This window comes from Micromonospora cremea (genome assembly GCF_900143515.1).
GTDB lineage: Bacteria > Actinomycetota > Actinomycetes > Mycobacteriales > Micromonosporaceae > Micromonospora > Micromonospora cremea.
The window spans coordinates 1,480,396-1,493,496 of sequence record NZ_FSQT01000002.1; the positions used below are offsets into that span (position 1 = coordinate 1,480,396).

Consider the following 13,101-nt stretch of genomic DNA (forward strand, 5'->3'; position numbering starts at 1 on the left):
CGGGTCAGTACATCGAGAGATGAACATGGTTCGTGTGGCTCGCGGCCGGGCTGCCGCTGCCGCTGTACGAGCGCCACCCGGTGCCGGGGTGCCAGATCTGCCTGTACCAGATCACGTAGAGCACGCCCAGCCGGTCGGCGTTGCGCACGTGCCAGGCGGCCAGGCTGTCCCCGTACGCCTTGTCGCCGCCGGTCGCGTTGCGGTCCTCGAAGCCATTGGTGGCGGCCGCGAAGTCGCAGGCCCGCCCCTTCGGGTGCTCGCCGCCGCCGCCCTCGCGTTTGCAGGAGACGTGCCGCTTGTAGCCGGCCGCCTGGGTCTGCTTGAGCGCGTTGAGGGTGCGCGGGGTGATGCAGCCGGACGTGGTCGGGTCATCCACCGAGCACGACTCTGACGGCCAGGATCCGTCCGAGTTGCGCGGCGCCGGCTTGGCCGAGGCGGAGCTGCCGCCGCTGAAGCCGTTGCTGCTGCCCGAGCTGACCTCGGCGAGCGCCGCCTCGGCCTCCTTCTTCTTCTTCGCCATCACGGCGAGCTGCTTCTGCTGCTCGCGGACCTCCGCGTCGATGGCGAGCTTGGCCTGCTGCGCCTGCTGCCGGGCGTCGGTCAGGGTGCGGAGCCGCTTGCCGTCCCGCTGGGCCATCAGGTCGAGGTCGGCCGCGCGTTGCAGGAACGCCTGCGGGTCGGCGGAGTTGAGCAGCATCGACACCGGGGTGAGCCGGCCGGCCCGGTACGACTGCGCGGCCACCTCGCCAACCTGGGCGGTGAGCTCGACCAGCCGGCCCTCGACGCTCTTCAGCTCGCCGGTGAGCGCCGTCTGCCGACGCTTGGAGTTGTCCAGCTTGGCCTTCGCCTCGATGTGGCCCTTCGCGGTCAGCTCCAGCGCGTCCCGCAGCTTCTTGCTGCCGCCCTCACCGGGCTCCGCGTACGCGGGCACCGCGCCACCGGCGAGCACCAGCGCGACGGCGGCGACGATAGCGAGCAGTGCGCGGCGACCACGCCGCTGGCTGAGCCTGGTCCTGGGCACGAAAGCGTCCTTCCGTCGACCGCCGGCCCCCGGTGAACCCACTGCGCGGCGGCGTCCCCGCCGGCGCCGATCGGCGGCCTGCTGGCGGAGACCGCCGTCACGATACCGGAAGCCGCCCCGGTGACCAGCCCCGTGACCGCCCGACGGCTTCGATGTCGACGCAGGGTGCCACCACTGTCGCGGAGTGCGCCGTTCAGGTGCCGAGCAGGGCGTCGTGCACCTCGGCCCAGACCTGCTCGTTGGCCGCGACGAGCAGGCCGTGGCCCTCGTCGGCCGGGTGGTAGTCGACGCCGTCGAACCGGCGGGCGACACCGCCGGCCGCGCGGACCAGCAGGGCGCCCGGAGCGTGGTCCCACGGCAGGGTGCGCCAGAAGAGGACGAACTGCTGCTCACCGGTGAGGATGTCCAGGTACTCCCTGCCGGCGCAGTGCTGGCCGGGCAGCAGCTCACCGAGCCGCCGACCGCCGGCACGGACCCGGTCCCGGGTCTCGGGCGGCAGGAACCGGGTCATGGCGGCTCCGCGCAGCTCGCCCAGTCGCGGCCCGGAACCGGTGTCGCCGACCGGCCGGCCGTTGAGCAGGGTGCCGTCGTCGGCCCGGCCGCTGGCCAGGATCCCGGCCAGCGGGTCGAGGATCCAGCCGGCGGTCGGCCGCCCGTCGGTCAGCAGCGCCACCATCAGGGCGAACGGCCGGCGGCCGGCAGCGAAGTTGGCGGTGCCGTCGACCGGGTCGACCAGCCAGACGTCCCCGCCCTCGCGCAGGTGCCGCAGCAGCCCCGGATCGTCGGCGACGCCCTCCTCGCCGACCACCATCGAGCCGGGCCGCAGCCCGCGCAGCCCCGCGGAAATCAGCTCCTCGGCGCGGCGGTCCGCGACGGTGACGATCTCGCCGGGCGCCTTCTCCGACACGTCGGCCTCGTCGAGCTTGCGGAACAGCGGCAGCACGACCTGGTCGGCGGCCTCCCGAAGCAGGTCGCCGACGTCGTCGAGCAGGGCGTCAGCCACGCGGCGGCAGCTTGACCACGCTGACGAAGAACTCGTCGATCTGGCGGACCACCGCGATGAAGCGCTCGAAGTCCACCGGCTTGGTCACGTAGGCGTTGGCGTGCAGCTGGTAGCTGCGCAGGATGTCCTCGTCGGCCTGCGAGGTGGTGAGCACCACGACCGGGATCCGACGCAGCTCCTCGTCCTTCTTGATCTCTTCCAGCACCTCCCGGCCGTCCCGGCGGGGCAGGTTGAGGTCGAGCAGGATCAGGTCGGGCGTCACGGCGTCGGCGTACTGGCCCTCCTGCCGCAGGTAGGCGAGCGCCTCGGCGCCGTCGGACACGACGGTGAGCCGGTTGCGCAGCTTGTGCTCCTCGAACGCCTCCTGCGTCATCAACACGTCACCCGGATCGTCCTCCACGAGCAGGACCTCGATCGGGCTCTTGCCGTCCGCCGGCGCGGTCATCCCACCGTCTCCCTCATGTCACCCGTTCTACCGCCTTCCGGGGATCCGTCGGCCCGGTCCGGCCGGTCCGCCGCGGCGGACTGCTCCGGGGGCGTTGCCGGCGACTCGTCCGAGGGCGCGGCGTCGCCGGGCGCGGCACCGGCCGCAGGCACCTGCGGCGGCTCCGGCGAGTCGGTGGCGGCGGCTGCTGCCGCCTCGACGTCCTCGGGCAGCGCCGGCAGGGTGAACCGGATCGCCGTGCCCTCCGGTACGTCCGTGTCCACCCAGACCCGGCCGCCGTGATATTCCACGATCTTCTTGACGATGGCCAACCCGATGCCGGTGCCCGGGTACGCGTCCTTCGAGTGCAGCCGCTGGAAGATCACGAAGATCTTGTCGGCGAACTCCGGCTCGATCCCGATGCCGTTGTCCTGGCAGCTGATCTCCCACTCGGAGCCGACCAGCCGGGCCGAGATGTGCACCTTCGGCGGCGCGTCCGGGCGGCGGAACTTGATCGAGTTGCTGACCAGGTTGGCCAGCAGGTTGGTCAGCAGCGGCTCCTCGCCCCGGATCACCGGCAGCTCGGTCCAGGTCAGCTCGGCGTCGGCGTACTGCCGTGCGGCCTCGGTCTGGCCGGCCACGTCGCCCATCACCTTGTTCAGGTCGACCTCGACGAAGCCGCTGGTGAGCCGCCCGATCCGGGAGAACGCCAGCAGGTCGTTGATCAACCGCTGCATCCGCTGCGCGCCGTCCACCGCGAAGGCGATGTACTGGTCGGCCCGCTCGTCGAGCTGACCGGCGTAGCGGCGCTGCAGCAGCTGACAGAAGCTGGCGACCTTGCGCAGCGGCTCCTGGAGGTCGTGCGAGGCCACGTACGCGAACTGCTCCAGGTCACGGTTGGACCGGGTCAGCTCCTCGGCCTGCTTCTGCAGCTGACTGTTGACCCACTCGATGCGCTCGCGGGCCTCCCGCACCTCGGCCAGGTCGGAGGCGATCTTCTGGCGCATCGCGTCCACGTCCGCGCCGAGTTGGACGAACTCTGGCGGGCCGGTGGTGGCGATGCCGTGCTGGTAGTCGCCCTTGGCGACCTCACGGACCTGGTCGGCGAGCCCGATCAGCGGCCGGACCACCATCCGGTCCAGGGAGAGCAGCAGCACCGCACCGGCGACGACCACCACCAACGCGGCGATGATCAAGAGTGCGACCAGCAGGTTGCTGCTGTTGCGTACGTCATCTGCGGACTGCTCCCGGGCCGCCAGGATCTCCTCCTGGAGGTCGTCGATCGCCGACCGGACCTCGTCGAACTGCTGCCGGGCCCGTTCGGTGATCAACGCCTGCCCCGCGCTGGTGCCGCTCTGCTCGGTGGTGGTGATCACCGGCACCGCCACCGACTGCCGCCACTGCTCGGCCCGCTCCTCGACGACCCGAAGTTCCTGGCCGATCTGCGGGTAGTTCTCGAGCAGGGCCTGCATCGCGGCGACGACGCTCTTCTCCCGGTCGAGTCCCGCCTGATACGGGCCGAGGTCGTTCGGGTCGCCGCTGACCGCGTACCCGCGGACCGCCGTCTCCTGGTCGAGCACCGCGTTGAGCAGTTCCTGCGACTGCACCCGCAGCGGGCCGGTCTCGTTCAGGATGGCGTCGATCTGGGTGCGGTTGCGCGCGGCCATCGCCGCCTCGGCCCCGGCCAGGCCGATCAGCAGCACGCCCACGACGGTGAGCAGGGTGATGACCCGACGGCGCAGACTCCAGCCCCCGATCACCGGCGTCACCGGCCACCGCCGCGGCTGACCAGCAGCATGGCCACGTCGTCAGCGAGCGGGCCGCCGTTGATCTGCTCGGCCCGGCCGACCAGCCAGGCCGGCAGGTCAGGCAGTGCGACCTCGCGGTTGGCCGGCTCGTCGAGCAGCCCACTCAGACCCGGCACGTCGAGCCGTTCGTTGCCGGTGCCCACCCGCCCCTCGATCAGGCCGTCGGTGTACATCAACAGGGACCAGTCATCGGTGTCGAACTCCAGGTCGTAGGCGATCGGCCGGCGGGGTCGTACGCCCAGCAGCAGGCCCCCGGGCGCGGGCACCGGGGCGACGCGGCCGTTGGCGAGCAGCAGCGGCGGCGGATGCCCGGCGAGCCGGACGGTGGCCCGGTTGGCGTCCAGGTCGAGTCGGGTGGTGGCCACCGTCGCGAAGATCTCCTGGAGACGGCGCTCGCTCATCAGCACCTGCTCCAGCGCCGGCAGCACCTCGTCGTCCGGCACCTTGGCCAGCACCAGGGCCCGCCAGGCCACCCGCAGCTCCACGCCGAGCGCGGCCTCGTCCACGCCGTGCCCGCAGACGTCCCCGACGATCAGGTCGAGACGGTCCGGACGGGTCTGCACCACGTCGAAGAAGTCCCCGCCGATCAGCGCGGCGTGCCGGCCCGGCCGGTAGAAGGTGTGCACGGCGACCTGGTCGGTCGACATCAGCGGCTGGGGCAGCAGGCCGCGTTCGAGCCGAGCCGACTCGGCCTGGCGCAGCTCGACCTCACGTAGCCGGCGGGCGTTCTCGTCGGCCCGCTTGCGCTCCACCGCGTAGCGCAGCGCCCGGGTCAGCAGCACACCGTCCACCTGGCCCTTGACCAGGTAGTCCTGCGCACCCTCGGCGACCGCCACGATGCCCAGGTGCTCATCTGAGCGGCCGGTCAGCACGCAGACCGCGGCGCCACTGGACATCTCCAGCACCTGGCGCAGCCCGTCCAGCCCCTGCGCGTCCGGCAGGCCCAGATCGAGCAGGACGCAGTCGACGTCGGTCATCCGCTGCCGCGCCTCGCTGAGGCTGCTGGCGATGAGCAGGTCGATCATCGAGTTCGTTTCGGCGAGCAGCTCACCGACCAGGAAGGCGTCGCCCTCGTCGTCCTCCACCAGCAGCACCCGCAGCCGCTCGCCGGGCGGCAGGTTGGCGTGCCGCGCCAGGCCGCCGTGCGGGTACGGCACGACGGGGGAACCGGCCAGGCCGGCTCCCCGGTGCGGCCGGGTCACCGCCGCGAGACGCGGGAGATCGCTGGTGATGTCGGGCTCCTTCCGAGTGCCCTGCTGATCCTGTATTAGACAACGGTCGCACACAACACGACGGCCTCGGCGCGGCCGGGATGGGGCGCATCACTGCCCGACCGGCCGTCCCACCCGGGGTCTCCGGGAGGCAGGATGATGCCACCCCAGGCCCCACCACCCCCCGAGGAGTTCCCGTGGGCGCACCCGCGACCCCCGCCACGACCGGCGTGCCGGTCCGCCCGGGTCCGGGCGTACCCGCCGCCGACCGCGCGCTGGCCCGGCCCCGCCGGCGGCTCGCGGCCGCCACGGCCGCCCTCGCCGCGCTGGTCGCCGTCGGTGCCGGCAGCCTGCTCGACCTGCGCACCCCGGCCCCGACGCCGGCCGACGCGCCCGTGAACGAGTTCAGCGCCAGCCGGGCGTACGAGGACGTCCAGGTCATCGCGGCCCGGTCGCATGTCGCCGGCAGCCCGGCCAACGACCAGGTTCGCGCGCACATCGAGCAGCGGTTGCGGGGGCTGGGCCTGGAGACCGAGGTGCAGGACACCGTGGCCCCGGAGGCCGGCCAGCTCAGCGGGGCCGCGGGCGGGGCCACCCTGGCCCGGGTCCGCAACGTGGTGGCCCGGCTGCCCGGCACCGAATCGACCGGCCGGGTGTTCCTGGTCGCCCACTACGACTCGGTGCAGACCGGGCCGGGCGGCAACGACGACGCGGCGGGCACCTCGGCCATCCTGGAGGTGGCGCGGGCGCTGACGGTCAGCCCTAAGCCACGCAACGACATCGTCTTCGTGCTGACCGACGCCGAGGAGGCGTGTCTCTGCGGCGCGTCCGCGTTCGCCGCGAGCCACCCCCTGGCAGCCGACGGCGGGGTGGTGCTCAACCTGGAGGCGCGCGGCTCCACCGGCCCGGTGATCATGTTCGAGACGTCCCGGAACAACGCGAAGCTGGTGGACGTCTTCGGCCGGGCCGCCCCGCACCCGGTCGGCACCTCGTTCGCGGTGGAGATCTACCGCGCGCTGCCCAACGACACCGACTTCACCGCGTTCCTGGACCGCAAGTTCGTCGGGCTGAACTCGGCGTACATCGACGGCGGCGCGATCTACCACACACCGCTGGACACCCCCGCGGCCATGGACCGGGGCAGCCTCCAGCAGCACGGGGACAACGCGCTCGGCCTGGCCCGGGAGTTCGGTCGCACCGACCTGACCGACCTGCGGTCCGGTCACGACGCCACCTACTTCCCGGTCCCCGGCGGGCTGGTCCGCTACCCCGGCTGGCTCACCCTGCCGCTGGCACTGCTCGCGGTGCTCGCGGTGGCCGCACTGGGCTGGCTGACCCGGCGGCGGGGCCGGGCCAGCACCGGCCGGCTGGCCGCCGGCTTCGGGCTGGCCCTGGTGCCGATCGTGGCCGCGCCAATGGCCGCGCAACTGCTCTGGATGGCGATCACCGCGATCCGACCGGGGTACGCCGAACTGCTCGACCCGTACCGGCCGATCTGGTACCGGCTGGCCGTGCTGGCCCTAGCCGCCGCCATCGTGTTCACCTGGTACGCGCTGACCCGCCGCCGGATCGGGCCGGCCGCGCTCGCCGTCGGCGGGCTCGCCTGGCTGGCCCTGCTCGGGGTGCTGCTCGCCGTGGCGGTGCCCGGCGGGGCGTACCTCACCACCCTGCCGGCGCTCGCCGGCGCCCTCGGCGGACTGCTCGCGCTGTGCACCCGGCAGACCGGGCCGTGGCCGGTGGTGGCGGTGACCGTCGCCGCAGCGGTCGGCGTGGTCATCCTGCTCCCCACCGTGGTGCTGCTCTTCCCCGCGCTCGGAATGGCGATGGGCGGGGTGGCCGCGCTGGTCGCGGTGCTGCTCGGCCTGACCGCGCTTCCGGTGGTCGACCTGCTGCACCCGCAGGCCGGCGGCCAGCGCGGGCTGGTCGCGCTGCGGGCCCGGCGGCTCGCGATGCTGCCGGCCGGGGCCGCCGCCCTGGCGGCGGTGGTGCTCGCCGGGGTCGGGCTGGCCGTCGATCGGTTCGACGCCGCCCACCCCGCGCCCACCCACCTGATGTACGCCATGGACGCGGGCACCGGCCAGGCCCGCTGGCTGAGCCACGAGACCGACCCGCAGCCGTGGACGGACGGCTACGTGGACGGGGTGACCGACGTCGGCGACGACTTCCCCGGGCTCGGCGACGGTGAGCTACGGACCGGACCGGCGCAGCCGGCGAGCCTGCCGGCGCCGAAGCTGGAGGTGCTGGCCGACTCCGGCTCGGGCTCCGGTTCCGGCGGCGAACGCACGCTGCGACTGCGGCTCACCCCGCAGCGGGCGGTCCGGCTCGCCACCCTGCACGTCGACACGTCGACCGCCACCGTGCTGCGGGCCGAGGTGGCCGGCCGTTCGGTGCCGGTGGAGCCCCGCGAGGGCAAGTGGGGCTTCGGGCTGGTCTTCCACGCCCCGCCGGCGGAGGGGATCGAGGTCACGCTGACCCTGCGACCGATCGCCGGGCAGGTGGCGCTGCGGGCGATGGACGCCAGCGACGGGCTGGACGCGCTCCCCGGCTTCCGCCCCCGGCCACCGGCCGTCGGCATCGTCGGCTCGCACAGCTCGGAGATGCTGGCGGTCGCCCGCACCTATCCCTTCTGATCGGCGGTCCGGTGGTCCGCTGGAGCATTCTCGGGCGGGCCACCGTCCGTGGACACGCCGCGGCACGCTCAGTGCGGGGCGGCCGGGCCCAGGTCGCTCGGGTCGGTGTTGCCGCCGCAGACGATCAACGCCACCCGTTCCCCCGCCTGCGGCACGTACGCGCCGCCGATCAGCGCGGCCAGCGCGGCGGCGCCACCCAGCTCGGCGGCGACCCGCAGGTCCGACCAGAGCAGCCGACGCGCCCGCGCCAGGTCCTCGTCGCGGACCAGCACGGAGACCACCCCCGTCCGGCGGGCGGTGTGGAAGGCGATCTCGCCGATCCGACGGGCGCCTAACGAGTCCGTGGCGATGCCGCCCACCTCGATGTCGACCGGTCGACCGGCCTTGAGGGCGGAGTGCAGGGTGGGGATCTGCTCGGGCTCGACGGCGACGACGCGTACCGACCCGTCGAACCAGGTGGCGATGCCGGACACCAGCCCGCCGCCGCCGACCGCCACCAGCACGGTGTCGATCCCGTCCAGCTGCCGTTCCAGCTCCCGGCCGACGGTGCCCTGACCGGCCACCACCTCCGGCTGGTCGTACGCGTGCACGACCAGCGCGCCGGTCTCCGCTGCCCGCTGCGTGCTCGCCGCCAACGCCTCGGCGTAGTGCTGGCCCACCTGCCGCACCTGGGCGCCCAGCCCGGCCAGCCGCTGCACCTTCACCGGCGAGGAGGTCACCGGCACGAAGACCTCTGCCGGCACGCCCAGCGAGCGGGCCGCGTACGCGACGGCGAGGCCGTGGTTGCCGCCGGACGCGGCGATCACCCCGGCCGAGGGCAGCGGCCCCTGCAGCATCCGGTTGAACGCGCCGCGCGGCTTGAACGAGCCAGTGTGCTGGTGCAACTCCAGCTTGAGGTTGAGCCGCCCCGGCACGCCCAGATCGGCGCCGTCGACGGTGAGCACCGGGGTCTCCCGGACCCGCCCCTCGATGAGCGCCGCAGCCGCCTCGACGTCGCTTCTGTCAACCATCAAATTGCACCCTTCGTTACGATCAGAGAGCCGGTCGACCATCGTCAGGCCGCGGACCGAGCCGGATCGTCCACGGCTCGACACTGTCCACCCGCAGATGCGTCTCGCTCCACGGATCGCGTCCCAGCGTGGCGCGGACGACGTCCTCCGACTCGGAGACGACGACGAGCACCACGCGGTGCTCGTCCGCCAGCGGCCCACCCAGGACGACGAAGCCCGTATCGACGAGCTCATCCATGAACGACGCGTGTGTGGCCCAGTCGGACTGCTCCTGCATGGGCCGCGACGGGTCCCACTGGGGACCACTGCGGTGCAGGAGGACAAGGAACGTCGGCATGCTCGGACCGTACTGCACGACGCGGCCTTCACCAGGGCCTCGCAATGCCCGCCAGGTCTATCCCGAAGCGCTTCTCAGACGCCTCTGGCCCCGTCGATGGCCTGTCGCAGCAGGTCCGCGTGCCCATTGTGGCGGGCGTACTCGGCGATCATCTGCAGGTAGACGTAGCGCAGCGACGCCACGTCCTCATCGGGAAAAGTGAAGGTGTCGTCCATAGAAGCCGCAGCCACGGCCTGACGTGCCAGTTCGGTCTCCTCGACCAGGCGGGCATAGTCGCCTTGAGCGCTCGCCGGGTCGATATCGTCGAAATCGGCATCGCGCCTCTCCGGCGTGGAGTAGAGCGTGTCCAGCGATTCGCTGCGAAAGAGCGTCCGGAACCAGGTGCGCTCCACTTTGGCCATGTGCCGGATCAGGCCGAGCAGCGAGAGGTTCGAGAAAGCCAACGGCGACCGCGCCAGTTGTTCGGCATCGAGGCCGGCGCACTTGTGGAGCAACGTGGCGCGATGCCAGTCGAGAAGATGACGGAGATGGTCGGCCTCTGGTGCGACGAGAACATCACTGGGACGGCTCACATCAGGCGCGATCCACATCCGGCCATGATGGCACGCGCTGGGGCATCGCCCTAGCACGAAGTTTTCGTACGCTCGTCGCGCTAGGGCGCGGAAGGCCGGGACGTCCCGGCTGGCGCCCATGAGCTGCCGCTGCCCCTGGCATGACAATCGTCATGGGTCACTTCACGACTAATGACATTTGCCCCTGACCTAGCGGTCCGTAGCGTTGAGGACATGGCGAACACGAACTCCTCCGACCGGATCAACTGGCAGGTTTCCCTTCTTGGCGGCCACAAGCAGCGCGGCGGCACGGCCGCCGACACCGTGGTCCTCACTCCGATCGGCGGCGCCGAGGTCGATCTCACCGACGCCGAGCTGGCTCCCGAGACGACGCTGACGAAGGTCTCGCTCATCGGCGGCGTCAAGCTGCGGGTGCCCGCCGACGCCGCCGTCGAGATCGAGGGCTTCCACCTGTTCGGCAAGCGCACGGTCCAACCGGGCACGTCCTCACCGTCGGCCCCCGTCGTCCGCGTCCGCGCCTACGGCATCTTCGGCGGGGTCAAGGTCAGCCGCGCGTGACCAGCTCAGCGGACCTGTAGGCGAAATGCCGTCGTCGCCACATCAGGTACCGAGACCTCCACCGGTTCCGGTCCCTTCGCCGAGATCCCGGAGGGTCCGCAGGACTCGCGCCTGGTTTCGAGCGACAGACGCCATCCACCCCGCGTAGCCGCCGGCGAGCACATCGAGCGTTGACCTATACGTCGATCATCTGCTTATGTTGACGGCATGACTGGTTCCTTCGCGTCGATGCGCGAACCTACCTACTTCATTCTGGCCGCGTTGCAGGACGAACCCTTGCACGGCTACGCGATCGTCAAGCGGGCGCAGGAGTTGTCCGACGGGCGGGTGCGCCTCACGACGGGCACCCTCTACGCCGCTCTGGACCGGCTCACCCGTGAAGAGATGGTGCGGGTGACCGAGGAAGCGGTGGTCAACGGCCGCGCCCGCCGCACCTACGAGCTGACCCAGCGGGGAATGTCTGCGCTGCGCGCGGAAGCAGAGCGGCTGGCTGCGGCGGCGAGCGTCGTTCGAAACCGTTCCGTCCGCTCGGTGGCTGCGGGTCGGGTGATGCCGGCATGACCGTGCTGGAGCGCCGTTACCGGTGGCTACTGCGGGCCTACCCCCGCGCCTACCAGCAGTACCGCGCCGACGAGATGCTCGAAACCCTGCTCGCCACGGCTGGCCAGCGGCGGCGGCCGGACCTTCGAGAAGCGGCGGCGCTCGTGGTCGGAGGACTACGCGCCCGCACCGGTGTTGGCCGTCTCGGCTCACGATCGGCGCTGGGATACTCCGCGCTGCGACTGTCCGCGCTGTCCCTGCTCGTGTACGGCATGACGCTCTGGGCCGGAGGTCCGATCTCGTTCTTGGTGACGACGCTGTCGGAGGGCGCGTACAAACCCGACGATTGGTGGTTCATCGTCATTCCGGCGCTGCTGACGATCGCGCTTTTCGCTGCGGCGTGGGGTAGCTACCGAATGGCAATCGCTGCGGCGATATCGACCGTGGTCGCGCAACATTGGTCGGCAAACTGGTGGGACCAATCGTCCTGGTTCTGGTCGGTTCATAGCCTCCAGTACGCGATTGTTCCCAAGTGTTGGCCAGCGCTGCTGGCTTCGCTGGCCTTGCTGCGACTGCTCCGCGCACCCCGAACGCCCGTGACCAAACCATGGACCTGGCCCGTCCTCGGGGCACTGGCAGTCGTCGTTCTGACGCCGAGCCCGATCAACGGCTGGTCGGACGCACCACTGATGTCCCTGTACGCGTTCGCCGCACTGGCCGTCATCACCGCGCCCATCGATGCACGGATGCCCATCGTCGCCTCGGTGCTTCTCCTGGCGCCAGCCTTGGCGCAAGCCGCCTACCAGCTCCACTTCAAACAAGCAGGGTGGGAACTAGGAACCTCCATCACCACGATCCTCATCCTCACGGCGGTCATGGTGATCACGCTTGCGGCCGGCACGATCGCAGCCCGCCGCCAAGCCCGCATGTAGACACGGAGGCGCCCCCGCCACCACTTCTCGGAGAGAGCGGCGGGGAAAGCCGGGGCTCTTACTTCCAGCCGAAGTGCACGAACCGGAGCAGATCCTGGCCTTGACCTGCGGCGCAACGTCACCCCGAAGACGACGGGAACAGACTGGGCACAACCCGGCCCGTCACTGGGTCACCACCGGCTGAGCACCCGACTGCTGGCATAGGGCCGCGTCAACCAGGTTCCGCGTACGATCGATCGCCTCCGGCCACTCCCCCGCCGCATGTGTTCAGCGTGATGATCGGCGTAGCATGGCCCAGCGCCATCTGAACCGTCTTCACACTCGCCCCGCCGTGGATCAACAGTGTGGCGAAGTAGTGGCGCAGCCCGTGGTAGCCAAACCCCGCCGGTACCCCGTCGACCGCCTCCACCGCCTTCTTCCCTGGGTAGGCCCAGCCGGTGCGCTGCATCGGGTTGCCTCGGCCGCTGGTAAACAGCAACTTCGCCGAAAGGGCAGCCCAGCACTTCGCCTTCATCATCGTCGGCGCGACGCTGGACCGGGTCATGTTCGAAGGCGAAGGAGCCATTCCCTCCGGCCCCGAACTGGACCGGCTCGCAGACAGCGGGGTCGAGGCGTTCCTCGCAGCGTACCGACCCGACGAGCGTCCATAGCCGTGCCGACTCCCTGACGACATGATGCCCCGCCCTAGTGGGCCTTCCGGCGGATGGACTCCTGCCGGACCGCCTCAGTGAGATCCCGCCAGGTGATGCCGGCCGAGGTCTTCATCATCCGGTCGGCCATCGCGCGGGCGGAGGCTTCGTCTGGGAAGTCGTACGAGACCTCCTGCCCCTCGTCACCGCCGAGACGGCCCCGCACCCGACAGACCTGACCGTCAGACGTCAGCCAGATGTCGCGTCGGGCTATGCGGCCCCAGCTCCCGTTCCACCATCGACCACGAATCTCCACCACGACCAGCTTGTCGTACACACGTTCGATCAGTTGGCTGCCGGCATGCCATGTATCGGGACCTGGATAGATCCGTAGCAGGGCCCGCACGGCCCGCACCCAGCTGTAGG

15 protein-coding genes are annotated in these 13,101 nt (G+C 71.3%); 5 read left to right on the forward strand and 10 right to left on the reverse strand.

Annotation, left to right across the window (positions count from 1 at the left end; translation table 11 throughout):
* Window positions 1-4 precede the first annotated feature (4 nt).
* The 5 genes from BUS84_RS20215 to BUS84_RS20235 form a co-directional block, all read right to left on the reverse strand.
* Window positions 5-1,021 (reverse strand): coiled-coil domain-containing protein, encoded by a 1,017-nt coding sequence (locus BUS84_RS20215; RefSeq protein WP_074314729.1) that lies wholly within the window; start codon window positions 1,019-1,021, stop codon window positions 5-7.
* Between the two features lie 193 nt (window positions 1,022-1,214).
* Window positions 1,215-2,024 (reverse strand): inositol monophosphatase family protein, encoded by an 810-nt coding sequence (locus BUS84_RS20220; RefSeq protein ID WP_074314731.1) that lies wholly within the window; start codon window positions 2,022-2,024, stop codon window positions 1,215-1,217.
* Window positions 2,017-2,469, reverse strand: a complete 453-nt coding sequence (locus BUS84_RS20225) for a response regulator (protein ID WP_074314733.1) — start codon at window positions 2,467-2,469, stop codon at window positions 2,017-2,019. The genes BUS84_RS20220 and BUS84_RS20225 overlap by 8 nt, the downstream gene beginning before the upstream one ends.
* Window positions 2,466-4,217: a sensor histidine kinase gene (locus BUS84_RS20230; RefSeq protein ID WP_074314734.1), complete on the reverse strand. Its 1,752-nt coding sequence runs from the start codon at window positions 4,215-4,217 to the stop codon at window positions 2,466-2,468. The genes BUS84_RS20225 and BUS84_RS20230 overlap by 4 nt, the downstream gene beginning before the upstream one ends.
* On the reverse strand, window positions 4,214-5,458 hold the full coding sequence (locus BUS84_RS20235; protein WP_244298653.1) for a PP2C family protein-serine/threonine phosphatase: 1,245 nt from the start codon (window positions 5,456-5,458) through the stop codon (window positions 4,214-4,216). The genes BUS84_RS20230 and BUS84_RS20235 overlap by 4 nt, the downstream gene beginning before the upstream one ends.
* A gap of 206 nt (window positions 5,459-5,664) precedes the next feature.
* Between BUS84_RS20235 and BUS84_RS20240 the strand changes: the two genes are divergently transcribed.
* Window positions 5,665-8,097, forward strand: a complete 2,433-nt coding sequence (locus BUS84_RS20240; RefSeq protein ID WP_425293458.1) for a M28 family peptidase — start codon at window positions 5,665-5,667, stop codon at window positions 8,095-8,097.
* A 68-nt stretch (window positions 8,098-8,165) separates the two neighbouring features.
* On the opposite strand, the gene BUS84_RS20245 is transcribed toward BUS84_RS20240, so the two are convergent.
* The 3 genes from BUS84_RS20245 to BUS84_RS20255 all read right to left on the reverse strand — a co-directional run bounded on the left by BUS84_RS20245 (window position 8,166) and on the right by BUS84_RS20255 (window position 10,034).
* Window positions 8,166-9,107, reverse strand: a complete 942-nt coding sequence (locus BUS84_RS20245; protein WP_074314737.1) for a threonine/serine dehydratase — start codon at window positions 9,105-9,107, stop codon at window positions 8,166-8,168.
* Between the two features lie 22 nt (window positions 9,108-9,129).
* Complete coding sequence (locus tag BUS84_RS20250; protein WP_143728463.1) at window positions 9,130-9,444, reverse strand: hypothetical protein; 315 nt, start codon at window positions 9,442-9,444, stop codon at window positions 9,130-9,132.
* A gap of 74 nt (window positions 9,445-9,518) precedes the next feature.
* A complete protein-coding gene (locus tag BUS84_RS20255) occupies window positions 9,519-10,034 on the reverse strand; it encodes a DinB family protein (protein WP_074314741.1) in 516 nt (171 codons plus the stop codon).
* 195 nt (window positions 10,035-10,229) lie between these two features.
* Between BUS84_RS20255 and BUS84_RS20260 the strand changes: the two genes are divergently transcribed.
* The 3 genes from BUS84_RS20260 to BUS84_RS20270 all read left to right on the forward strand — a co-directional run bounded on the left by BUS84_RS20260 (window position 10,230) and on the right by BUS84_RS20270 (window position 12,046).
* Complete coding sequence (locus BUS84_RS20260; RefSeq protein WP_074314743.1) at window positions 10,230-10,574, forward strand: hypothetical protein; 345 nt, start codon at window positions 10,230-10,232, stop codon at window positions 10,572-10,574.
* A gap of 207 nt (window positions 10,575-10,781) precedes the next feature.
* The gene (locus BUS84_RS20265) at window positions 10,782-11,135 is read left to right on the forward strand and encodes a PadR family transcriptional regulator (RefSeq protein WP_074314745.1); all 354 of its coding nucleotides are present in this window, start codon (window positions 10,782-10,784) and stop codon (window positions 11,133-11,135) included.
* A complete protein-coding gene (locus tag BUS84_RS20270) occupies window positions 11,132-12,046 on the forward strand; it encodes a hypothetical protein (RefSeq protein WP_074314748.1) in 915 nt (304 codons plus the stop codon). Before BUS84_RS20265 ends, BUS84_RS20270 begins: the two co-directional genes overlap by 4 nt.
* A 211-nt stretch (window positions 12,047-12,257) precedes the next feature.
* Here BUS84_RS20270 and BUS84_RS20275 read toward each other — a convergent pair whose 3' ends face one another.
* Window positions 12,258-12,590: a tyrosine-type recombinase/integrase gene (locus BUS84_RS20275; RefSeq protein ID WP_074314750.1), complete on the reverse strand. Its 333-nt coding sequence runs from the start codon at window positions 12,588-12,590 to the stop codon at window positions 12,258-12,260.
* Here BUS84_RS20275 and BUS84_RS41280 point away from each other — a divergent pair.
* Window positions 12,589-12,696, forward strand: coding sequence for a TetR family transcriptional regulator C-terminal domain-containing protein (locus BUS84_RS41280; protein ID WP_425293459.1), 108 nt, complete (start codon window positions 12,589-12,591; stop codon window positions 12,694-12,696). The genes BUS84_RS20275 and BUS84_RS41280 overlap by 2 nt on opposite strands.
* 34 nt (window positions 12,697-12,730) lie before the next feature.
* Here the strand turns inward: BUS84_RS41280 and BUS84_RS38305 are convergent, their stop codons facing one another.
* Entirely contained in the window at window positions 12,731-12,901 is a 171-nt protein-coding gene (locus tag BUS84_RS38305; protein WP_159451051.1) for a hypothetical protein, read from the reverse strand.
* Window positions 12,902-13,101: the final 200 nt, after the last annotated feature.

Bases quoted from the DNA above. Each gene is read 5' to 3' on its own strand.
- BUS84_RS20225 (WP_074314733.1), bottom strand. From the start codon at position 2,469: ATGACCGCGCCGGCGGACGGCAAGAGCCCGATCGAGGTCCTGCTCGTG.
- BUS84_RS20245 (WP_074314737.1), bottom strand. From the start codon at position 9,107: ATGGTTGACAGAAGCGACGTCGAGGCGGCTGCGGCGCTCATCGAGGGG.
- BUS84_RS20250 (WP_143728463.1), bottom strand. From the start codon at position 9,444: ATGCCGACGTTCCTTGTCCTCCTGCACCGCAGTGGTCCCCAGTGGGAC.
- BUS84_RS20255 (WP_074314741.1), bottom strand. From the start codon at position 10,034: ATGTGGATCGCGCCTGATGTGAGCCGTCCCAGTGATGTTCTCGTCGCA.
- BUS84_RS20260 (WP_074314743.1), top strand. From the start codon at position 10,230: ATGGCGAACACGAACTCCTCCGACCGGATCAACTGGCAGGTTTCCCTT.
- BUS84_RS20265 (WP_074314745.1), top strand. From the start codon at position 10,782: ATGACTGGTTCCTTCGCGTCGATGCGCGAACCTACCTACTTCATTCTG.
- BUS84_RS20270 (WP_074314748.1), top strand. From the start codon at position 11,132: ATGACCGTGCTGGAGCGCCGTTACCGGTGGCTACTGCGGGCCTACCCC.
- BUS84_RS41280 (WP_425293459.1), top strand. From the start codon at position 12,589: ATGTTCGAAGGCGAAGGAGCCATTCCCTCCGGCCCCGAACTGGACCGG.
- BUS84_RS20275 (WP_074314750.1), bottom strand. From the start codon at position 12,590: ATGACCCGGTCCAGCGTCGCGCCGACGATGATGAAGGCGAAGTGCTGG.